Source organism: Phycisphaerae bacterium (assembly GCA_028714855.1).
Taxonomy (GTDB): domain Bacteria; phylum Planctomycetota; class Phycisphaerae; order Sedimentisphaerales; family Anaerobacaceae; genus CAIYOL01.
Window position 1 is genome coordinate 56907 of record JAQTLP010000004.1, and the last position, 23151, is coordinate 80057.

A 23151-nucleotide genomic window follows, 5' to 3' on the forward strand; every position below is an offset into this window, starting at 1 on the left:
TCGCAATTAATATGGGTGAATTATTAATAAAAAACGGCAGGGTAATAGACCCTGCGAACAGCATCGACAGGCAATGCGATATTCTTATTGTCGGTAACGACATTGCCGAGGTCGGAAAAATCAAAAAAGACGCAGAGGCGGTTGTCGATGCGGCAGGTAAGTTAGTAGTGCCGGGCTTGATTGATATGCACGTTCATTTCCGTGAGCCGGGCGACGAAGAAGAAGAGACGATAGCGAGCGGCTCAGCGGCGGCTGTGGCGGCAGGTTTTACTTCGGTTGTTTGTATGCCGAATACAAAGCCTCCCATCGAAAACGAAACCGATGTCGAGTACGTTCACCGAAAGGCGCGCCAGACGAGGAAGACGCACGTTTATACGATGGGGGCCATTACCAAAGGCCTTAATGGAGTTGAGCTTGCGGAGATGGGGTTTATGGCTGAAGCCGGCGCCGTCGGTTTTACCGATGACGGCAACGGTGTTCAGGACCCGTCGGTTATGCTGCGGGCTTTGAAATACGCCGCTATGTTCGACGTAGTAATAGCACAGCATTGTCAGGACAATAGTTTCGCCGGCAATGGTGTTATGAATTCCGGATACTATTCGACCATACTGGGGCTGCCCGGGATTGACCCTCTGGCTGAAGAGGCGATGCTTTGGCGGGATATTCAGCTTGTTAAAAAAACAGGGGTTCGCTATCACGCTCAGCATATATCCACGGCCGGTTCGGTTAAGCTGATAAGAGCCGCCAAGAAAGATTCTTTGCCGATTACCTGTGAAGTAACGCCGCATCATTTGCTTTTAACTGAAGAAAGCTGCGCCGAATACGACACCAACTACAAAGTCAATCCTCCGCTGCGGACAGCCAAAGACATCGAGGCGTTGAAAGAAGCGATTGCCGAGGGATTGGTTGACGCTCTGGCGACTGACCATGCGCCGCATTTGAAAAGCGAAAAGGAACTGGAATTTTTAACCGCGCCTTTCGGCATAGCAAGTTTGGAATGCGCATTAGCCCTTTATGTTAAGGCGCTGATTGAGCCGGGCATTTTGGATTGGCCGAGACTTATCAGGCTGATGACGGCAGGGCCTGCGAGGATAATAGGCGTTGACAAAGGCACGCTGGGCAAAGGCAGACAGGGCGATGTTACCATTATCGACCCGGATGCCGAGTATGTAATAGACGTAAATAAATTCCGCTCCAAAAGCAGAAACTGTCCCTACCACGGCTGGGCCGTCAAAGGCAGGGTTGAAAAGACAATCGTCGGCGGCGAGATAAGATTTTCTGTGGATAGCTGATAGAATGCCGTTTATTATCGATGGTTATAATCTGCTGCATTTTATTCAAAAGACGAGTGAGGACTTTGGAGCAATCACCGATGTTCAGTTTTGCCGTGTTATAAGCGGGTATTTGAGACTTGTTAACGAAAAAGGTGAAATTGTCTTCGACGGCACCGGGCCGCGGGACAAATGTGGTTTTGATAATATCAGCAATTTGGAGGTTTTTTTCGCAGGTCTGCGAAGTGACGCCGACACGGTAATCGAAGACAAGATAAAAGCGAGCACCGCACCGAGGAGGCTGACAATTGTCAGCAGTGACAGGAGGCTGCGTGATGCAGCGAGAAAAAGAAGAGCAACGGTTGTAAAGTCGCAGGTTTTCTGGGATAATGTCGGTAAGCAGTTAAGCCGCAAAGCTAAGGTAAAAGAACCGAGAGCAAAACGTGAAGGTCTCAGCGAGGGTGAAACCGAGCAATGGCTGAAAATTTTTGACCTTTAAATGATTTAGAGAATTCAGGTTTAAGTAGGAGTAAGAACAATGACTAATGAGCAATGGAAACAATTGGTAAGTGTAATAAAAGGCGAAGTCATCGACCCTCTGCCGGTGGGTTTTATCATCGATAGTCCCTGGCTGCCCGGCTGGGCGGGAATAACTACCCTCGATTATTATACTAATGAGCAGTTGTGGTTCGATATGAATATGAAAGCCATCAGGGAGTTTCCGGATATAATGTTCCTTCCGGGATTCTGGTCTGAATTCGGCATGTGCACGGAGCCGTCGGCGTTCGGCTCAAAATGCACCTGGCACGAAAAGGATCTGCCTTTTGCGGATAAAATCATCAAGGATATTGCCGGTATAAGCAATATCAGCAAGCCGGACCCGACAACGGACGGCCTGCTGCCTTTTGTCCTCCATCGTCTGAAGCATTACCAGAGTAAAATTGAAAAGGAGGGGCACGCCATCAGGTTCGCGGTAGCAAGAGGGCCTTTGAACATAGCTTCGTTCCTTATGGGGACAACTGAATTTCTAATGGCTATTAGAACCGACCCGAACGAAATCAAGACGATGCTCGATATGATAACGGATTTCATCATCGACTGGCTCAAACTCCAGATAGAAAAAATCCCTTCAATTGACGGCATATTTGTACTCGATGATATCGTCGGCTTTATGGGAGATGAAGATTTCAGGCAGTCGGCGCTTCCGTACCTTAAGCGTATTTACCAGTCGATAGATGTTGCCGTCAAATTTTTCCACAACGACGCCCCCGGTTTGATTTGCGCGCCGTATCTCGAGGAAATCGGCATAAACTTTTTCAATTTCAGCTTTGAGCACAGTTTAGGCCAGATGAAAGAGCTCACGAACAACAATGTAACGCTGCTCGGAAACATTCCTCCGCGTGATGTTCTTATGGCAGGTACCCCCGAGGACGTGCGCAACAGCGTCAAAACGGCCCTCGATTCGGTAGAAGACAAGAGCCATATTGTTATGAGTTGCGGCGGCGGGATACCTCAGGAAGTCTCAACGGAGAACATCGCGGCGTTTTTGGCGGCTGTTAGGGAATAGCCGCGGGTGGCGATTCGATTAAGTTAAGCGGGATTTTTGGTGATGGCAACAGGCAGCAAGTTGGTCTTGCTGTCGTAGTTGCCATTTCCATTTCCGGCGAAATTTTCCATTGATTAATCAGGCCAAAAGTTGTATAAAAGTTCGTTTTGGATAAGTTTGTAGGCTACCCCTGTTTTCCTGCGGATAGCAAGAAGTCGGCAAGGCCTGTAGTTTGTTCATAGTTCGTTGTTCATAGTTCGTTGTCAATGAACCCACAACAACGACCTACGAACTTAGAATTTTTCTTATCTTAGCAAAATGGAGAAGATATGAAGCGCAAAATGGTTACGATTGACGGCAACACGGCAGTGGCGCACGTGGCCCATGCTACCAACGAGGTGATTGCAATATATCCGATTACTCCGAGCTCTCCTATGGGCGAGATTGCCGATGCGAAGACGGCAAAAGGCGAAACTAATATTTGGGGGACGGTTCCTTCAGTTACCGAGATGCAGTCGGAAGGCGGAGCGGCAGGCGCGGTGCACGGAGCACTTACGGCCGGCGCCCTGACGACGACGTTTACCGCCTCGCAGGGGCTTTTGCTGATGATTCCGAATATGTATAAGATAGCGGGCGAACTGTCACCGACCGTTTTTCATGTCTCGGCGCGTTCGCTGGCCTGTCAGGCGCTTTCAATTTTCGGCGACCATTCGGATGTAATGGCCTGCCGGGGCACCGGCTGGGCAATGCTTTGCTCGAACAGCATTCAGGAAGTAATGGATTTTGCATTGATTGCGCAGCAGGCGACGCTCGCATCGCGAGTACCATTTCTGCACTTCTTCGATGGTTTCCGCACCAGTCACGAAATACAAAAGGTCGAGGAGCTGACTTTCGACGATATGCGGGCGATGATTGACGACGAGCTTGTATCGGCTGTTCGCGCTATGGCTTTGAATCCTGACAGGCCGCAGATAGCCGGCACAGCCCAGAACCCGGATGTTTATTTCCAGGGAAGAGAAGCAGTCAACAAGTTTTATCTGGCAGCGCCTGGTATCGTGCAGCAGACAATGGATAAGTTCGCAAAATTGGTCGGACGCCAATATCACCTGTTTGACTACGTGGGGGCGGCAGACGCTGAAAAAGTAATAATTATAATGGGTTCAGGGGCAGAGACGGTGCACGAGACGGTGGAATCTTTCGTATCGAAAGGACAGAAGGTCGGCGTTATTAAGGTTCGGTTGTTCAGGCCTTTCAGCTGCGGAGATTTTATTAATGCGTTGCCCAAAACGGTGAAGAAAATCGCGGTGCTGGACAGGACCAAGGAGCCTGGTGCTTTGGGGGAACCGTTGTATATGGATATTCGCACTGCTATCGGCGAAGCGATGGCCAAAAAACAAACGGCCTTTAAAGAGTATCCGGTGATTGTGGGCGGAAGGTACGGTCTTGGTTCGAAGGAGTTTACGCCGGCGATGGTTAAGGCCGTGTTTGATAATCTCGACGCCGAAGAGCCGAAGAATGGTTTCACTGTGGGCATCATCGACGACATGGCTAATACGAGCCTGGATGTGGGTGAGTCGTTTGTGCCGTCATCAGAGGGGATTTATACGGCGATGTTTTACGGCTTGGGTTCGGATGGCACAGTCGGCGCAAACCATAACTCGATACAAATCATCGGTCAGCAGACAGACAACAACGCACAGGGCTATTTCGTTTACGACTCAAAGAAGGCAGGCGCTATTACAATATCGCACCTTCGTTTCGGCAAAAAGCCGATTCGCAGGCCGTACCTGATAACAAGAGCGGATTTTATCGCCTGTCACAATCCGAGCTTTCCGGAAAAGTATGATATGCTCGCGCCAGCCAAGGAAGGCGCCACGTTTTTAATGACCAGTATGTACCCTGCGGACAAGGTCTGGGATACGCTGCCGCAGGAAATGCAGAAGCAGATAATCGACAAAAAGCTCAAGTTCTATGTTATCGATGCTATTTCGCTTGCTCAGGAAATAGGTCTTGGCGCCAGAATCAATACGATTATGCAGGTGGCTTTCTTCAAGATAAGCAATATTATTCCGCTTGATACGGCAGTCAGTGCTATCAAGGCCGCGATTCAAAAAAGCTACGGCAAAAAGGGTGAGAAGATTGTTGCGATGAACAATGCCGCGGTAGACGCGGCCCTGGAGCGGATTTACGAAGTCAAAACCCCGGGCAAGGTTACAAGCAAGATAAAGATGCCTGCGGTTGTGCCGAATGACGCACCGGCGTTTGTGAAGGATGTCACGGCAGAGATTATGGCGCTGCGAGGCGATAAGCTGCCCACCAGCAAAATACCTATTGACGGCAAGTGGCCGACAGGGACGACCAAATATGAGAAACGCAATATCGCGGTCAATATACCCGTGTGGGAGCCGCAGGTTTGTATTCAATGCGGCACCTGCTCGTTTGTCTGTCCCCACGGGACGATTCGACTTAAGGCATACGACAAAAAATATCTCGATAAGGCGCCGCCGACATTCAAAAACGCTGAAGCAAAAGGAAAAGAGTTGGCCGGTATGAAAGCAACTATCCAGGTTGCGCCGGAAGACTGCACCGGCTGCGGAGTATGCGTTCAGCAATGTCCTGCTCAGGAGAAAGACGCCAACAAACAACCTACCGGCCGAAAGGCGATAAATATGTCGCTCCAGGAGCCGTTGCGTATGCAGGAACGGGAAAATTACGAGTACTTTTTGTCTATCCCGAATACCGACCCGAAGTTGTTCAAGCTCAACAGCGTTAAAGGTAGCCAGCTGGTGCCGCCTTTATTCGAGTATTCTGGCGCCTGTGCCGGCTGCGGCGAGACGCCTTATGTGAAACTTCTAACGCAATTGTTCGGCGATAGGGCTATGATAGGCAATGCCACGGGCTGTTCGTCGATTTACGGCGGCAATTTGCCAACAACGCCATACACAACAAGAGGAGATGGGCGCGGCCCCGTATGGAGCAACAGTCTGTTCGAGGACAACGCAGAGTTTGCTATGGGTATGCGGCTGACGGTTGATAAGTTCGGACAGCAGGCGATAGAGCTGCTGGACATCGTGGCCAAGAAGGGTTGCGTCGAAGCAGCTTTGGCGAGTGAAATAAGCGTTGCCGTGGCTGCTAATGACCCCTCACAGGATGCGATTGAGCAGCAGAGAGGCCGTGTCGCAAAGTTAAAGGAACAGTGTAAAAAGAGTAACTGTCCGGAATGTAAACGGTTGCTTACCTTGGCTGATTATTTGGTACGAAAATCTGTTTGGGCGCTTGGCGGTGACGGCTGGGCTTACGACATCGGCTACGGCGGGCTCGACCACGTTTTAGCCAGCGGAGTCGATGTAAATGTTCTGGTTTTAGATACTGAGGTCTACTCAAACACCGGCGGGCAGATGTCGAAATCTACGCCGAGGGCCGCGGTTGCGAAGTTCGCTGCGGGCGGCAAGCCGATGCCGAAAAAAGATATGGGTTTGCTGGCGATGACATATGGCAATATCTATGTCGCAAAGGTGGCGATGGGCGCCAATACCAATCAAGCGGTCAAAGCATTTGTTGAAGCGGAATCGTATCCAGGGCCGTCATTGATAATTGCATATTCGCAGTGTATTAACCACGGCATCGATATGATGACCGGCTATGAGGAGCAAAAGAAGGCGGTGGCTTGTGGGCATTGGCCGTTATATAGGTTCGACCCGCGACTTAAAAAAGAAGGTAAAAACCCGCTGCTGCTTGATTCGAAGGCTCCCACGCTTGACTTCAAAGAGTATGCTTATGGAGAGGTCCGTTATCGGCAGCTCGTTCAGTCGAACCCGCAGACTGCAGCGGAACTGCTCAAGCTTGCCAGTAGCGATGCGACCCAAAGGTATGCTTTGATGGAGCAGCTTGCGAATTTGAAATGCGATTAGAATAAAAAAACCGGCGACCGGTTACTGATAAATAGTAACCGGTCGCCGGTAATTACCAAGGTTTATAACCAGCCCTCTTTGCTTTTGCCTTTTAACAGCATTTTAAATACATCGCTGGTTATAGGTATATCGTAGTCATACGAGGAAAGAACACGCCCGTCACTGACATTAATAACTCGTGCTGTAATATAAACCTTTTTCGCGGCCACAGCATAAGTTCCCACGACAACAGCTTGTGCACGATGCTTGGTGCTGATTTCCGACAGTTCACGGGAAAGAAGCAGTTCGCCTGAATCTGCCCTTATGAAAACATTTGTTCGTAATTTCATTTCTATTGTTGCGTATTTTCTCTGTTTGAATCGGGATGCAATCTGCTCTGATGTCACCTTTCCGAACGTGGAGGTGCTGTCCAGATTGTCAATATCGACAAAGCTTGCTACCAGAATGGGGCTGTCTTTGGGCAGTTTTGGACAAATTATGTTTAGCAGAGCATCTGCTGCCTTATAATTGGCGCCTGGAATGGACGCTCCGCTCAGCCCGGCCCAAAAATCGCTGGTGAGTTCTACTTTGGATTCCTTGATAAGTCTTACGGTGTCGGTCTTGTTCTCGAGGTTTGCAATGCGCTGCTGATGCCTTACGGTCTCACGTTCACTGGCTTCATTGATTTTCTTGACGTCGGCTCTGGACATAGCAAGCTGGACAGACGGGTCACCGCAGCCTGTAAGCAGGCCGCACCCAATCGCGAGTAGTACTATTAATGTCGTATATTTAATCATTGGCTAACAACCTCCATTGTCTTTCCCTGTAATGCGTAACTGCTGTCCCAAAGGGGCGTATCGATATAATAAGTACCTGTATGACTTATTACGTAAGTGCTGCCTTTTTTTACGGATGTTGTGATTACGACTTCGTATGGGGAAGCTTCAACACCAACATATGCTCCATCCGCACTTCCGGTAAAAACTCTGCCGATTTTGGACATAATATGCGGTGAGCGAACAGGCCGGTTCCCGTGTTTGACTAACTGTATATCGAAAGTCATTACAAGTTCCGCTGCCCTGCTGTCATCGACTACATTGTAGCCTGCGTTGACTAATTGTGTAACCAGGTAATTTTGGTAAGCTCTTTTGAATGGTATTGTGGCAAGCCGGTCGGATTCATCTGCTATGGCTAAAGGTTTGGTGGCGGTCCAGATGGCCGGGTCTTCCTTGCTTGGCAAATGAAACTTCGGGACTACAAATATCGGTGTACAGTTCGTAATCGTCCTGTTTAGATTGAGCTGCTCGACAACTTCAGCTGCCAATACATCCCAGTGATGAGGGGCCTGCATTTTTTGCTGCTCGGTATACGGGTAGTTTGTAGCAATGGGTATTTGGGACGTGCAGGATATCAAAAACGCTGGAAGAAGTAGTAGTAAGATGGTTAATACATATTTTGCAATCATAGTTTCACCTTTCTCTTTCATAGTTTGGCCCATTGACATGTCCTCCTGTTATAATCACGGCCTAAAGTTAATTTAGGTAATCAAACATACAAAAAAACGTTTGAAATGTCAAGTTTTTTCCGATTTTGCGGGTTATTTCCGGCAGAAGTCATAACTGTTTTAATTATAAGTACTTAATCGCCGAGATAGCTTACGCCGTTTTGAAAATTGAATGCTTTTGCTCTCCTTTGGGTGTCTTTTATTTGAGTTGTTATTGCAATAATTATCGGGCTTAGGCAGGGGAGCGTAATGAACAAACCCTGAATTTAAGCAGTATAACTAACATATAGCTTGGTTTCATGGACTCCATTTTACCGTATCTCAAAGGCGAACCCTCATAACTCCTTTGTGTTTCTATGGTTGTAACAAAGAAAAGCGAAAATAACATTGTGATAGCGGGATGATAGATGGAATAAGCCGGATGCATTGTTAATTTCTTTGTGATATTTGGTCTTGTGGCGGGTAAAAAAGTTAAGCCGACCCCGTGTTAAACCGATTATAAGTGCGTAAGTTGTTTTGCCAGGTGTTCTTGCGGCTATATGTTCTATATTTTTGGGATGTTAGTGATATGAACCCTGTTAGATGTTCTACGGTGAGGAGTAGTTTGATGCAGAATTCGAGATGCCCTTTACGCTTAGGAGGAATTTCTGCCGCGGTCAAACGCGCGCGGGCTGTAGCAATTGTATTTCTATCTGTTCTAAGTATTTACTTGGGTGGCTGTGGCAATAAGTTTTTTGACCCCACGCAAGTAGGCAGGTTTCGTCCTGTTCCGGCGGTGAATGTGATATTAGATTCATTGGGTGTTGCAGAGGAGGTTCCGTCGGTTTGGAAGGGAGCGGAAGATCCAAAACCGGTAGATGTTGTGGCGTATGAGACTGACTATGTGTTTAGTCCGGGCGACATCGCGAGAATATCCATTTTCGAACTGTTGCAGGAGGGAATACCGTATATAAACGATTATTCAGTTACCGAAACCGGCAAGATATCCGTACCGGAGGTTGGGGTGGTTGAGGCGGCAGGATTGACTGAAGAGCAGCTTGAGGATGAGATAGAGCAAATACTTTCGCCGAGTGTGTTGAAGGAGCCGTCAGTCGTTGTAACCTTGCTCAGTTCACAACAACGCACGTTTTCAATATGGGGTGACGGTGTACCGCGGCCGGATAGATATGCAATTCCTCGGTATGATTTTAGGTTGACAGATGCAATTGCGACGGCAGGCGGGATAAGGCAATTTAATGTAAGTTATGTTTATGTTTCCCGTCCTGTTACAGGCAGAGAAGCAATAACAGAGCCTATTGAGTCTGGAGTTGTTGAGCCGGAAAAGTCGCAGGAGCCGGTCAAATCTGAAGAGGAACTGATTAAACCCGAAAAGGAGCCAGTTGCCCCCCCAGACGATATAGATGAACCTGAAAAAGAAATGCTGGAGATAATAGCACCGCAAGTAGTAGCTCCGCAAGCGAAACAGTTGCGGTTTCCTCTTTCGCAGTCGCAGGGATTAGTTATAGCTTCGGCAGAGATGATAACGGATGATGAACTTGCTGAAGCAGCTTTACCGGGAGGTTTTAAATCGTTAACCGAGGACGAAGAGGCGCCGCTGGATGCGGAGGGCGTGCAAGAGTCACCAGCCGAACCGGCTGGTCATGAGGCGGCAGATGCCCAAATAAATGAAGGCGAGAAAGGCCGTATTGAGTGGATTTTTCAGGATGGCAGATGGGTTCCGATTCAAGTTGGTCGTGCAAAGCCGGCAGAGCCGGAAGTTGCAGTCGAACCTGAGAAAGCAGTCAAGCCTGAGAAAGCAGCCGAACCGGTTAAGGAAAGTGTGCCGGAGGAGTTCGACTGGGATGAGATAGGAACTGGAGGAGTGCAGGCACGAGTTATAGAAATTCCTGCAGATAAGTTGCGAAGCGGCGACCCTCGTTATAATATAGTGATAAGACCCGGTGATAATATTCAGGTTCCTGTGGATATTACCGGGGAATACTTTATTTATGGTAATGTTAACTATCAGGGAGTTGTGCCAATGGACGGCCGGCCGGTTACTTTGAAGATGGCCGTGGCCGCAGCCGGCGGTTTAGGGCCTTTGGCCTGGCCAAGACGTTGTGAGGTGACAAGGAGAATCGGCAGGAACAAAGAAGAAACAGTTATGGTAGATTTGGATAAAATCGCTAGTGGCGAACAGCCGGACTTTTTTATTAAACCCCTCGACCTCATCAATGTCGGCACGCATGCTACAGCTCAGTGGCGCGCGGTTTTGCGGAATTCGTTCAGGGCAAGTTACGGCTTCGGTTTTATTTACGACCGTAATTTTGGTGATAGAGATGCCGGAACCAGCAGGCCTTTCGGTAGTATATATGAAAACGTCAAAGACATTTTTTAATTATGGCTGATGATAATATTGATTCCTCTATTGCAAAATGGTATCATTTCGCGTAAAATCATAAAATGGCAGCCCAAATGAAAGAGGACAAAGACCTCCTTTACAAACCTTCCCAGGTGGGAACCGACCGCAAAAGCGACGAAAGGTATTCGCCCCTAATGGGAGGCGGGAAGGCACTATCTCTCGGGGATGGAGGCTCGATTCGTACAAGCTGGTGTGAGCTTCCGGTGCATAGTTACGTCAAAATGGTGATAATTGGGGGATTGTTTGTCTATCTTTTTTATAATGAAGTTGAGTCTATTGTAGGCAAATGGCTTACTGATAGCAGCTGGTCGCATGGTTTTCTAATCCCGCTTTTTAGTTTATATTTTATAGATCAGGCAAAGGGCAAGATTATAAATCTTCAAACTAGGCCGAATTACCTCGGTTTGTTTTTTTTGATTTTTGGGATTTTGTTTTATTTTTTTAATGTAGTCAGCCCGGCTGGATATGCATATTTTCGCCCCATTTCCATGATAGTAAGCCTTGGTGCGATTGTGTTGTTTTTGGGTGGGTGGCGTTTGGTTAGGTATACGTGGCTTCCGATTGTGTTTTTGGTCTTTGCTGTTCCATTGCCGACGAGATATTATGTTAGTCTGACTATGCCGATGCAGAAGCTGGCTGCACAGGCCACCACTTTTTTGCTGAATTTAATTAATGGGATGAACGCTGAGGTTAACGGCGTAGTTATATCCGGAGAGTATCTGGGCCAAAAGCTTGACCCTCCGCTTAATGTGGCCGAGGCTTGCAGCGGCATGCGATTACTGATGGCCTTTTTGGCCTTGGGCGTTGCTATGGCATATTTGCACTACAGACCTATATGGCAGCGAATCGTGTTGTTGGTCAGCACAATACCGATAGCGATATTTTGCAATATTGTACGAGTTACGATTACCGGATTTATTTATATATTTGGACAGCCAAAGTACGCTCAGGGTATTTATCATGACCTTCTTGGCATGATAATGCTGCCGCTGGCTTTTGGCTTATATGGCTTGCTTGCTTGGTTTATGTCAAGTTTGTTTGTTGAAGAGACAGAGACCGTTACCGAAGATGTTATAATTCGCCGTAATAATAGCTGATAGTTGAAAGAGAATAACAAAGCTGGAAAAGAATTGACAGGAATCATGGATAAAGCATACATTAAAAGCTATATGCAGCCCGCCTTTTTAATATGTGCAGTGATACTTGCAGTGTCCGGTGCGGGTATGTCGTTCGCGGTGAAAGGTTTCGGGATATACTTAAAGAAGGATCCTTCGCCGTTGAAAAAATCTTTAGACCTTTTGGACGAGGCAGGTCTGGCTCCTTACAAAGTGGTATCAAAAGACAAAATCGAAAGTGGAGATATTGTTGAAAGTCTTGGAACGGAGAATTATATTCAGTGGTTTCTGGAAGATCTTAATGCGCTGCCTGATAGTACTGTTCGTTATTGTTCGCTGTTTATTACTTATTATGAGCTTCCGGATAAAGTGCCGCATGTGCCGGAAGAATGCTATATGGGCAGCGGCTTTCAAAGATTGGCCTCTGATAGTGTGACAATAGGATTGGGAGCAAAAGAAATTCCGGTAAGATACCTTGTTTTTACCGGTACCAGTTCTGATTATTGGCAGAAGACCACACAATTTCCGGTTTTGTACTTATTCAGGGTTAACGAAGATTATGGCAACAGCAGAGAAGATGTCAGACTCATACTTAATAAGAACATTCGCGGTAAACATTCGTATTTTTGTAAAGTAGAATGGAAATTTTTTAATACGGGTCTTGGTGGTGCAGGACGGAGAAGGAATGTTTACCCGGCCAAAGAAGAAGCCGTTGCGGCAAGCCAAAAGCTCCTAAGGGTAATCTTGCCTATTTTAGAAAAAGAGCATTGGCCCTCTATTTAGAAAAAAGCTAGTTTGAAAACGGGGGAAAAAGATAGCCTCTGTGTTAGCAGGATTTGATGGAAGAAAGGAGAAATTTGTGGCAAGAAGAAGATTGAATAAAAAAGTCGCACTTATTGGGTCGGTGGTTTTTGTATTTTTGATACTTGGTGCTATTTTGCTATTTCTGTATTTAGGCCGAGACCCGGAAAAGTTTATCAAAGATGGCGATGCGGCTGTTGCGGCAGCTCGTGCGGCCACAGATGAAGAGACAAAAAACAAAGACTATAAAGAGGCGGAACGCAATTATCATAAAGCACGCTCTTTGGCGAAGACCGATTCGCTTAAATTAGAGATGCTTTTCAAACTTACGGATGTCTATATTGAAACCGACAGGTGGCGCAACGTGCTCGGGTGCTGGAATGCGATAATCCAGATAGACCCCAAGAACATCAAGGCTCGATTTGGGCGGTTTCAGTATGTTTACATAATGGCTGATAGTACTGTGAATCAACTTTGGCAGTGGCAGGAGGTTGAGTTGCAAGCATCGGAATTTATAGACGTCGTAGAGAATGCGGGTCTGCTTAGGGAAATTGCCGCTAAGTGGGCATATCCTGAATTGAGTGAAACCGGAGTGGATACGGAACTGATAGGCTCATACTTGTATCGGCGCAGGGGCAGAGCCTTGTTTGAAATAGCAAGGCTAGGGGCAGTAACCGACCCCAATGCGTCGTTATCAATGGCAGTTGATGATTTGGGAAAGGCCAGAGAACTTGAACCGAATAATGTTGATACCTATCGCTATTTGGCACAAGCGCTGCTCACCAAAGGAGAAATTCTCGCTTCAAAAGGAAATCTTGAAGAAAGAGATGAAAATAGAAAGCAAGCTGTGGACCTTTTAGAGCAGGCGGTTAAGGTTGCACCTTCTGATGTAAAGGCATACGTTAGCCTTCTCGCAACGAAATCTATGCTTGCTCAAGCGGGTGGTGTGGAGCAAATTCAATCACTTGAGCCGGAATATCTGTCGCTTGTTAAGAAGTTTGATTCTGATGCGCAGGCATTTTCGGCATTAACTGGATTTTATGCAAGACTGGGGTATAAATATCTTGATAAGGCTATAGAAGCAGCTGAAAAAGCATCTGAATTAGACAAGGAAAATGTAGTTTACATGATAAATATAGCCAATTTGCGATATCAAAGGTTTTCTATTTACGGGCAATCGTCGGATATCTATAAGGCAATAGAAGTGGCCAAGGATGCATTAACATTGCCGGATGTGCAGGACAAACCTGGGCCGCGACAGGGGGTAAATAAAATTAATAGAATCTCGTTGTATCTTTTTCTTGCAAATTACTATATCGGGCAGGTGCTCGAACCTTGCGAGGTAAGAACTGAGGATGAAAGCAAAAAATGGCTGGCAGATGCTGAACAGACGGTGCACGAAATTGAGCAGCTTTTCGGCAGCGGTGAGGATCCGCACGTTGTTAAGTGGCAGGGAATGCTTGAGCTTGCGAAAGGAAATAAAAATATCGCCACCAAGAAACTATATGCAGTTTACGAGCAGCTTAAAGCATCTGGAACAGAAGATACACAACTTTCTTATGTTCTTGCGGACATTTTTAAAAACACTTCTGAAATTGGCGCAGTAAGGGAATTCTTAGAGAGCGCACTTAATACAGGTATTGTCAGGACGAAACCTGAAGCCCTTTTGGATTATGCGGATGTTATGTTGAAATTAAGGGGCTATAGTGCTGCTTTAAGTTCTGTAAAGTTTTTCGAGAGTGAATTTTGGACCAACCAGAGAAGCCAGATACTCCGCATCAAAATTCATATTGCCGCAAGGCAATTCAACGAGGCCGAAGAAGAATTGGCAAAGAGGCAGCCGGATGACCCAAATACGATTAATCTCAACTTGGAACTTGTGCGGGCTAAAATTGAACAGCTTCAAAGAGCTATAGACGTAAAGAAGATGAATGAAGAATTGGGTGTTGTTGCCCCAGCGGCCACCAGCGCAGAAAAAGAGGGGATTGAGTCACAAACTGCTGAATTGAAAAACTATAACCTGCTCCTCGCAAAATTGCTGGAAAAACTGATGACGATGGAACCTAATTCTGTTGGAGAAGCTTCCGTAATTGCTGTTTGCAATAATTACGTCACAGAAGGGAAGGTCGAGCAGGCCAAAGATTTGGTTAATCGATATTTGGAATATTTTCCAGCTAATATGGTGATTTTGTTTTACAAACAGATACTTTCCGAGCCAGAACCCGCAAAAATTTCTCAGGAAAGCCGTAATGAGATAGAAAAGCAGGTTTTATCGGGTATTGCTGACCCAATAGAAAGGTCTATTAAACTTGGTATGTTTTATGGGCAGCATAATGAGCCGAACGAGGCGATCGAAGAATTTAAAAAAGCTTTGAAAATTAAAGCTCAAGAAGGTCAGAAACTGGTTTTGGACTTAAGCGAAGGGATAACAGAGTCTCAGCGTTTTGCAATAGACTATCTTTTCATAACAGCTCTTAAGGTAAAAGATTTTGAGTTGGCTGAGCAGATAGCAGAGGTAGGGCGGCGTGAAAATCTCGATGAATGTGAAGGCCAATTTTTCACAGCCCGTCTTGCGATGTCTAAAGGGGAATACGAAAAAGCATTAGCAAGACTCGAAGAATGTTTGAAGCTAAGGCCTGTCTTTTCCCAGGCTTTTGTATTGGGAAGTAATGCCAATGCAGCTCTTGGGAACGAGTATGCCTCTGTCGAGGACGCCAAGAAAGCGGCATCTTTGAATCCGTCTGATGGAGCTATTGCAAAACAATTGGCGTTTGTGCTGTACCAGCGTAATGAAAAGCTCGGTGACAATACATCATCTGAACAGATGGTTGAAACCGGGAATGCTTTAGACAGAGCACTGGCACTGAACACAAATGATCCAGACTTACTCAGCTTTTACGCGGAATATGTAGTCACGACAAGGCCATTTGTAGCGTTAGCGATTCGCCAGAGATTGCAGAAGGCCAATCCAAGTATGTCTAATGCCGTGTTGCTCGGAAGAATGGCAACGAAACTGGCTTCTAAGGAGGGAAATGCGGAACGCAAGAAGGCGCTGTTTGCTATTGCAGCTTCATCTTTTGAGCAGGCCCAAAAAATAGACCCGGATGACAAAACAATGCTTGCTAACTATGTAGAATACCTTCGGGCCAGTGGACAGGAAGAAAACGCCAAGCAAATGCTGCAGAAATCGGAAGACCAGAGAATGCTCTGGTCCTATTATTTTAGAGGGGGCCAATTTGAGGATGCCAGGAAGATATTGGAGCAGCTGTATCAGGCTAATAAAGAAGATAGTAACGTGGTCAAAGGTCTTTTGCTTGTTTCGGAAAAAACAGCCGATGAGGAAGCCATAAAGAAATATTCTGAAGAACTTTTATCGCTCGAAGACACCTTAGAAAACCGTCTTTTTCAAATTCAGGCTTTCCTTGAGGTCGGTCTTGTCAAAGAAGCTGAATACAAATTACAGGGCTTTAAGGAAAAGTTTCCTGGTGAGCCAAAAGCGATGTTGCTTGAGGCATGGGTGGCAATGAGACAGGGGCAGCTGAAAAAGGCTTTAGACTTGGTAAATCGAAACCTTGAGACCAATCAGGATGACGCTGCTGCCTGGCGGTTGAGAGGACAAATAAACTTTTTTATGGCAAGCTATGATCAGGCAATCATTGACCTTAAAAAAAGCAGGTCCTTGTCAGCTGACCCTGCTACCCAGCTTGTTCTGGCAAGGGCTTATCAGCGGGCAGGCCGGGGCGAGGATGCTATAACTGAACTTGAAGGAATGGTTGATGACTCGAAAGCTTCTATGCAGGCCAGAACACTGCTTGAGCAGATATACTGGCAGCTTCGCAAAAAAGAAACATTAAAAAGCTTCTATGAAGAGACTCTTGAAAAATTCCCTGATAATGTGGGCTGGCACAATCAAGCAGCTTCATTTGCTTTAGCAACAGGCGAAGTGGACAGGGCGGAAAAATTGTACAAACAAGCGTGGGAGAAATCTAAGGAAAAGGGCGATGGTGACTCAATGTCGCTTGAGGGATATTTGCAGGCGCTAATAGCAGGCGAGAAGATGGATAAGTTCTTTGAGGAGGCGGGGAAATACGTTGATAGTAATTTTGCTTCTGTAACTTTGGTCAAAATGGCTGAGGCAAAGTTGAAGCTTGGTGATAAGGGAGCCGCTATACAGTATCTCCGAAAAGCTGTTGACAAAGCTGGGACAGATGAGGTTTTGGTGTCTAGTATTTTGGGGAGAATGTACACGTTACTCGGTACAGAAGAAACCCTGAAGTATTGCCAGGAAAAACTAAAAACCAACCCTGACTCACTTGCCGCTAATATGGCTATGTTTAATTTGAAAATGATGAACAGTGAGTACAACAACGCGGTAGAGTATATTAACAAATGCCTGCAGATAATAGGACCTAGCAGTCCGGATAGAGTTAATTATATAACGAAAAAAGCGGAAGCTTTCACTTCAGCTTATGCTAAGACTTCCGATAATAATTATCTCAAAAAGGCTATCGCTGAATACGAAAGTTTGTTAGCTGAAATGCCGAATAATTCGGATGTCCTGAATAATTTGGCGTATATGCTGGCCGAAGAAAATGCGAGGCTGGCCGAAGCGCTGGAATATGCAAAACGGGCTTGCGAAGCAAGACCGAATACACCGGGATTTTTGGATACTTATTCTTACTTGTTGTATAAAAACGGTAAATTGTCAGAGGCAGCTGAATTTCTGCAGGCTGCTTTGCAACAGTATGAGCAGAACAAAATCTCCGCACCGGCGGATGTATATGAGCATTTAGGTATGATAAAAGAAGGACTTGGTTCTGTAGATGAGGCCCTTGCTGCCTATAAACAGGCGTTGGAAACAGGAGCAGGGCAGTTGTCGGAGGTAACTAGTGGGCGAATAAAGGCGGCGATTGAACGCCTTAGCACTAATCGTGCCTCGTCGAGCCCCAGTGCCCCATGAGCGACGAGAGACGAATAGAGAGATTAATATGGCAGAACAAAAACAAACCGATGTAAATAGAATGGCAGGTCCACCTGCTTTCTTACGTAAACAAGGGGGTGGCAGGCCAACGCAGGCTGTCGTTGCGTTGACGCCGAAGGAAATTTTTGGAATATTGCGCCGGCATATATTGCTGATAGTTTTTCTGACTATATTGGGTTTTATGGCTGGCGGTGTGAGCTGGTATTTATCAAAGAAATATTATCCGAAATATACGGCACAGACCTTTATTGGAGTGCTGCCGCCTATAGAAAAAGACCCTATGACTATTGCGGGAGGACAGGTTGCCAAAGATATTCAATACGGTAATCGTGTGTCAATGGCTGCTCTTATAACACAGCAGAGTACTATGCAAAGATTGATTGCCAGGGATAAGATTCAGGAAACCAAATGGTTTAAGCGTTTTGGTGAGGTTAGAGAGATAAGTATTTCAAAAGCCTTCGATGATTTGAAAAAGAACTTCGGTGCTTTTGCCCAAAGGGATGGCGATTATATTGTGGTATCGATGACTTGCGGGGATGCAGCAGAGTCGGCCCTGATAGTGAACGAAATGGTGGATTTGTTTGTTTCTTCCCAGCGAAGTACAAAAAAGGGAGACGTTGCTGAGAAGATGGCAAGGCTTCAGGACCAGAGGAATAATATTCAAAGAGATTTGGATGCCGCCGAGAGGGCATTGGGTGAAGTTCGTGATAGATGGGGTGTAACCGGCCTTGAAGATTACGGAACCAACAACTACCAGCCTACAGTTACCTTAACATTGAACAATTTGGAGATTGAGCAAAATAATTTGGCTCAGGAAATAACACAGCTTCAATCTAATGTGCAAAGTCTTGCAGAATTATCGGTAGGGCCTGTTTCCGTGCAGGTTGAAAATGAAGTAGAAAATGACCCTGTTTTGGTTATGCTTGCTCAGCAGCTTGCCATGCAGGAGGTGGGATTGGCCGCCAGACTTACGAAGTTTGGTGAAAATCATCGAGAGGTGCATCAAATACAAGAGACGATAGACGAAATCAAAGAGAAAAGACGAATCAGAAAAGCCGAGATTGCCGAGCAGACCAGGCAGGCAAATCTTAAGAATGCTCAGAGTGCATTAGTGGGGTATCAGGAAAGGTATGCGCAATTGGAAAAGTTGCGGCAGGAAACACTTGCGAAACAAAAAGATTATGATTTGGCCCGTATACAATACAAACAGCGTGCAGGTATAAGGGATGAACGAAAACTGATGCTTGATTCGGTTAAAGGGCAACTTGAGAAATTGAAGATAATGCTCGAAGACCCGGAAACGCCGAAAGTACAGTTTGTCGGACCGGCTCCGGTGCCGTTGGAAATAAGTTCCCCGAAGTGGCAGTTTTATTTTCCTGGCGGAACGATGTTTGGTTTTATGTTTGGCGTAGGCCTTGCTTTCCTTATCGAACTGCTCAATGACCTCGTGCGGACACCGATAGATGTAAGCAGGTATCTGCACATTCCGCTTTTGGGTGTTATTCCCGATGCAGAGGAAGACGACCAGGTTCGGGATATTGACCTTTGTCATGTTGTTCGTCAGGCGCCTTATTCCATTATAAGTGAATCCTATAGGCGGCTTCGGACTAATTTGAAACTGTCAGGCCATGAGGATTCTTTGAAGGTTTTGCTTGTTGCCAGCGGCATGGCAGGGGATGGCAAAACTTCTGTGGCGGTTAATCTTGCCACGACTTTTGTTGCTGAGAATAAAAAAGTTCTGCTTATAGATGCTAATTTCTGGCAGCCGGCTTTATACACGATATTTCCGAAGGAAGCAGTTGATGCAAAGCAGGCTGAATTTGGATTGAGCACTCTGCTTGTAGGCCGCTGTGGTTACCAGGAAGTTATAAGGCCCAGCGGCGTTGAGGGACTGTCTATAATCGATTCAGGGCCTTTACCAGCCAATCCAGCAGAGTTGCTCGGCGGGGCGATGATGAAACAGATGATCGAACAGCAGCGAGAGAACTACGATTATATTATAGTGGATGGCCCGCCGATATTATTGGTAAGCGCTGCCAAAATACTGGCCAGACTTGTTGACGGCACAATTTTGGTATTCAATGCTGCTGCTACAAGGAGAGGTGCTGCTCAGAGGACTGTTAGCGAGCTGAAAGAAATAAATGCTGCAATAGTCGGCTGTGTGCTCCTTGGTGTAAGGGTTATGAAAGGCGGCTATTTCCAGGAGCAATTCAGGTCTTACCATGAATACCAGAAGTTGCAGCTTGCCAACTCAGTTTAACATTGGTTATGCATCGGGTATCGAATCGATGGATGCCGGCAAGTTATGAAAGGATTCTTTAATGGAGAAGTTTTTGGTAACCGGCGGAGCCGGTTTTATTGGTTCAAACATCTGCAAAAAACTCGTCTCGCAGGGCTGCTTCGTAAGGGTTGTTGATAATCTCCTCACAGGCAAAAGAAGCAATCTTGCTGCTGTCTCAGACAGAATTGAGTTTATAGAAGCCGATATGGGCGATGAAAAAGTCGCCAGCGCTTGTATGAAAGATATCGATTACTGCTTGCACCAGGGTGCTTTACCCTCGGTGCCGCGCAGCGTTGAAGACCCTGCCGCCACGCACAAATATTGTCTCGATGCTACTTTCACACTTCTTTTGGCTGCTCGTGATGCCGGTGTAAAACGCTTCGTGTATGCGGCAAGCTCCGCAGCTTATGGTGATACGCTTACTTTACCTAAAATCGAGTCGATGTCTCCTCAGCCCCTTTCACCTTATGCTGCTGCCAAACTTGCCGGCGAATATTACTGTTCGGTATTTTATAAAGTTTTCGGCCTTGAGACAATTTCGCTTCGGTATTTCAACGTTTTTGGTCCGCATCAGGATCCGACAAGCCAATATGCGGCTGCCATCCCCGCTTTTGTAACTTCTGTCCTGAAAGACAAATCGCCGACCATTTATGGCGACGGCCTGCAAAGCCGGGATTTCACCTATGTCGATAGTGTTGTCGAGGCCAATCTTCTTGCTGCAAGAGCTAAACACACGGAAGGTGATGTTGTAAACATCGCCTGCGGCAAGGCCGTAACTGTCAATGAGGTTATTAATATAATCAACGAACTGCTCGGCAAAAATATCAAGCCGATATATGAAGCGTCGCGCCCCGGCGATGTAAAACACTCGCTTGCCGATATCACCCTCGCTGAAAAAACAATCGGATACAAACCTGCCATAACATTCAGGCAAGGTCTCGAATACGCAATAGACTGGTATCGCGACAACCTTCTCTGATATTGCATTTGATAGTGAAGAGGCCTAATTTCTGTCTGTCACCGCACTTTCTTTTTTGCCTTGAACTGCGGCAGTATAAATTTATAATGCTTCTTTCGTTTTTAGTGGTTTAAAAAGGATAGAAAGATGGTCAAATCCCTTTCACTTGGCGCTTTTAGATGCTTTGAGTATGCAGCAGCTTTTCTTTTTGTTGTGTCTCTGGCCTTCGCGTTTGAACAGGGACTGGATAAGGTTGTGCCCTGGAAGTACGATTATGCGGCGCAGGGTAATTTAGCTGCGGAGCTTAGGCAGGCTGCTAAATCTGAGCAGGTAACACGCAGGCAGGCCGAGGAGATGTTTCTGGCTTATAAGGACCAGCAGGCAGGGCACCAGAGATTGCGAACACGGATTCTCTATGCCGTTTCGGTTTGCATTTCAGGGATTGTTACGGCATTGTTATTCAAAAAGTACCGCTCGCTGCGATTTAGAGAATGCTTCAGAGACCATTTCTTCCCGCCCAAAGTTTAGAGTTGTTTTTTCAGTTTCTGAGCGTCGCGGATTAATTCATCTCTATCTGGTTCTGTTTGCGGGGCGAGGGTAAATGACCATTCGTAAGAATCCACGATTCTCTTAGGATTTAGACAATTGGCGAAGAAATCGAACGGAAAGTAATCATACCACGGCGCCTTCAGCTTGCGGTGGGTCTTTAAGGTCTCGAACCCCTCTTTACTAATTCTGACGTTATAATCGCCGTACCACTCGAATGAGGTCGTAACGGGCGAGGTGCCTATTTCCTCATCGTTTAATACCACTATCGCGCCCTGGGGGTCCGTGTTTATTGTAAGCTTGCGTTCCACGCAGCCGGCGAGCAATATACTCACAAATAGGGCGATGATTATAAATGCTGGTAAATTCCATTTTATCATTACAAATCTCCTTAGACTATTGTTGCCATATTATAAGCTAAAACCAAAAAGACAACAGCCCAAAATTGGCTTTGTTTGGGTTCGTTTTAAGCAGTTCATAGTTCGTTGTTCGTGGTTGTTAGTTGTTGTCAGGTAAAGAGTTAGGTTTGTTTTTGGCGTTTTGGAAATTGGGTTCGTTTTGCATAATTTAATCATTTTGATTGAAATTTCCACTCAGCGCAGACAGTCATCGTTTCCACCATCGCTGAAGTTACGGCGGATAAGACATACCTCCCTCCACAATTGGACGAACATGCGCGATCGATGCGAAAAATGTAATCGTCGCTTGTCGCTCGGCCCTCGTAACTCGATGTGGGAGAAGGAGTAAAAATTTTTTAGAAAAATGGATTTTGGGTGTGCAGGTAGCTGCGCTTTTGATTGAAATACGAATAGGGAGATATCCCAGCGGCCGCGATAAAAAAGTTTTTGTCGTTTATTTCGGCACGCAGGCCGGGTCTCCCGGAGTTACATCACAATCTATTAACCAGTTGGCTGCCATTAGTGCAAAGTCGCGAAAGTCAACCTTGCAGTCAACATTCATATCACCGGCAAGGGCATATCCGCAAAAAGCGTATGCGTACTTCAGGTCCCAGTTGGTAAAATCGATATAGCTCATATGCGGGTGGTTGTCTGAATCCAGGGCAATGGATGTTTGCGAGCCCACATCCCCTGTGCTGTCGACGGTGCTGATGTCCCAAGACGAGCCGTTAAAGGCCGCATATTTCAGGTCGCAGTTGGCCCAATCGAAGTAGCTGATGTGCGGGTAGCCGTCTGAATCCAGGGCAATGGATGTCCATCCGCCCACCCTCCCATCGTTGTCGACGGTCTCGATGTCCCAGGCCGAGCCGTTAAACGCCGCGTACTTAAGGTCGTAGTTGGTATTATCGTAGTAGCTGATGTGCGGGTGGCCGTCTGAATCCAGGGCGATGGATGTAAAGGAGCCCACATCCCCTGTGCTGTCGACGGTGCTGATGTCCCAGGTCGAGCCGTTAAACGCCGCGTACTTCAGGTCATCGTTGGTATTATCGTAGTAGCTGATGTGCGGGTGGCCGTCTGAATCCAGGGCAATGGATGTTGACCAGCCCACATCCCCTGTGCTGTCGACTGTACTGATGTCCCAAGTCGAGCCGTTAAACGCCGCATATTTCAGGTCGTAGTTGGTATCATCGAGGTAGCTGATGTGTGGGCGGCCGTCTGTATCCAGGGCAACGGATGTAACCCTGCCCACTTCCCCAGTACTGTCGACGGTACTGATGTCCCATGTCGAGCCGTTAAACGCCGCGTACTTCAGGTCTTCGTTGCCTAAATCCCAGTAGCTGATGTGCGGGTGGCCGTCTGAATCCAGGGCAATGGATGTTGACCAGCCCACATCCCCTGTGCTGTCGACTGTACTGATGTCCCAAGTCGAGCCGTTAAACGCCGCATATTTCAGGTCGTA

Annotated in this window: 15 protein-coding genes; 11 read left to right on the forward strand and 4 right to left on the reverse strand. The window is 46.7% G+C overall.

Annotated features, from left to right (window positions below):
• The first annotated feature begins 11 nt into the window (after nt 1–11).
• The 4 genes from PHG53_04225 to nifJ all read left to right on the forward strand — a co-directional run bounded on the left by PHG53_04225 (nt 12) and on the right by nifJ (nt 6728).
• On the forward strand, nt 12–1292 hold the full coding sequence (locus PHG53_04225; protein MDD5380832.1) for a dihydroorotase: 1281 nt from the start codon (nt 12–14) through the stop codon (nt 1290–1292).
• A 4-nt stretch (nt 1293–1296) separates the two neighbouring features.
• Nucleotides 1297–1770: an NYN domain-containing protein gene (locus tag PHG53_04230; GenBank protein ID MDD5380833.1), complete on the forward strand. Its 474-nt coding sequence runs from the start codon at nt 1297–1299 to the stop codon at nt 1768–1770.
• Nucleotides 1771–1809: 39 nt separating this feature from the next.
• Entirely contained in the window at nt 1810–2838 is a 1029-nt protein-coding gene (locus PHG53_04235; GenBank protein MDD5380834.1) for a uroporphyrinogen decarboxylase family protein, read from the forward strand.
• Nucleotides 2839–3146: 308 nt separating this feature from the next.
• Complete coding sequence (gene nifJ, locus PHG53_04240) at nt 3147–6728, forward strand: pyruvate:ferredoxin (flavodoxin) oxidoreductase (GenBank protein MDD5380835.1); 3582 nt, start codon at nt 3147–3149, stop codon at nt 6726–6728.
• A gap of 62 nt (nt 6729–6790) precedes the next feature.
• Here nifJ and PHG53_04245 read toward each other — a convergent pair whose 3' ends face one another.
• Both PHG53_04245 and PHG53_04250 read right to left on the reverse strand, forming a co-directional pair.
• Nucleotides 6791–7504, reverse strand: a complete 714-nt coding sequence (locus tag PHG53_04245; protein ID MDD5380836.1) for a FlgO family outer membrane protein — start codon at nt 7502–7504, stop codon at nt 6791–6793.
• Nucleotides 7501–8193: a hypothetical protein gene (locus PHG53_04250; protein MDD5380837.1), complete on the reverse strand. Its 693-nt coding sequence runs from the start codon at nt 8191–8193 to the stop codon at nt 7501–7503. Before PHG53_04250 ends, PHG53_04245 begins: the two co-directional genes overlap by 4 nt.
• A 799-nt stretch (nt 8194–8992) precedes the next feature.
• On the opposite strand from PHG53_04250, the gene PHG53_04255 reads away from it, so the two are divergent.
• The 7 genes from PHG53_04255 to PHG53_04285 all read left to right on the forward strand — a co-directional run bounded on the left by PHG53_04255 (nt 8993) and on the right by PHG53_04285 (nt 21276).
• Entirely contained in the window at nt 8993–10588 is a 1596-nt protein-coding gene (locus PHG53_04255; protein ID MDD5380838.1) for a polysaccharide biosynthesis/export family protein, read from the forward strand.
• A 77-nt stretch (nt 10589–10665) separates the two neighbouring features.
• On the forward strand, nt 10666–11709 hold the full coding sequence (locus PHG53_04260) for an exosortase/archaeosortase family protein (GenBank protein ID MDD5380839.1): 1044 nt from the start codon (nt 10666–10668) through the stop codon (nt 11707–11709).
• A gap of 45 nt (nt 11710–11754) precedes the next feature.
• On the forward strand, nt 11755–12510 hold the full coding sequence (locus tag PHG53_04265; protein ID MDD5380840.1) for a hypothetical protein: 756 nt from the start codon (nt 11755–11757) through the stop codon (nt 12508–12510).
• Between the two features lie 76 nt (nt 12511–12586).
• Entirely contained in the window at nt 12587–17488 is a 4902-nt protein-coding gene (locus PHG53_04270) for a hypothetical protein (GenBank protein ID MDD5380841.1), read from the forward strand.
• Between the two features lie 28 nt (nt 17489–17516).
• On the forward strand, nt 17517–19769 hold the full coding sequence (locus PHG53_04275) for a polysaccharide biosynthesis tyrosine autokinase (protein MDD5380842.1): 2253 nt from the start codon (nt 17517–17519) through the stop codon (nt 19767–19769).
• 61 nt (nt 19770–19830) lie between these two features.
• On the forward strand, nt 19831–20769 hold the full coding sequence (locus tag PHG53_04280) for an SDR family oxidoreductase (GenBank protein ID MDD5380843.1): 939 nt from the start codon (nt 19831–19833) through the stop codon (nt 20767–20769).
• A 126-nt stretch (nt 20770–20895) separates the two neighbouring features.
• Nucleotides 20896–21276 carry a hypothetical protein gene (locus PHG53_04285; protein ID MDD5380844.1) on the forward strand — a complete coding sequence of 127 codons (381 nt, stop codon included), beginning with the start codon at nt 20896–20898 and terminating at the stop codon, nt 21274–21276.
• Here the strand turns inward: PHG53_04285 and PHG53_04290 are convergent.
• Together PHG53_04290 and PHG53_04295 are read right to left on the reverse strand one after the other, a co-directional pair.
• Complete coding sequence (locus PHG53_04290; GenBank protein ID MDD5380845.1) at nt 21273–21674, reverse strand: PEGA domain-containing protein; 402 nt, start codon at nt 21672–21674, stop codon at nt 21273–21275. The two genes, PHG53_04285 and PHG53_04290, sit on opposite strands and share 4 nt — an antisense overlap.
• Nucleotides 21675–22146: 472 nt before the next feature.
• Nucleotides 22147–22941 (reverse strand): hypothetical protein, encoded by a 795-nt coding sequence (locus PHG53_04295; protein ID MDD5380846.1) that lies wholly within the window; start codon nt 22939–22941, stop codon nt 22147–22149.
• Nucleotides 22942–23151: the final 210 nt, after the last annotated feature.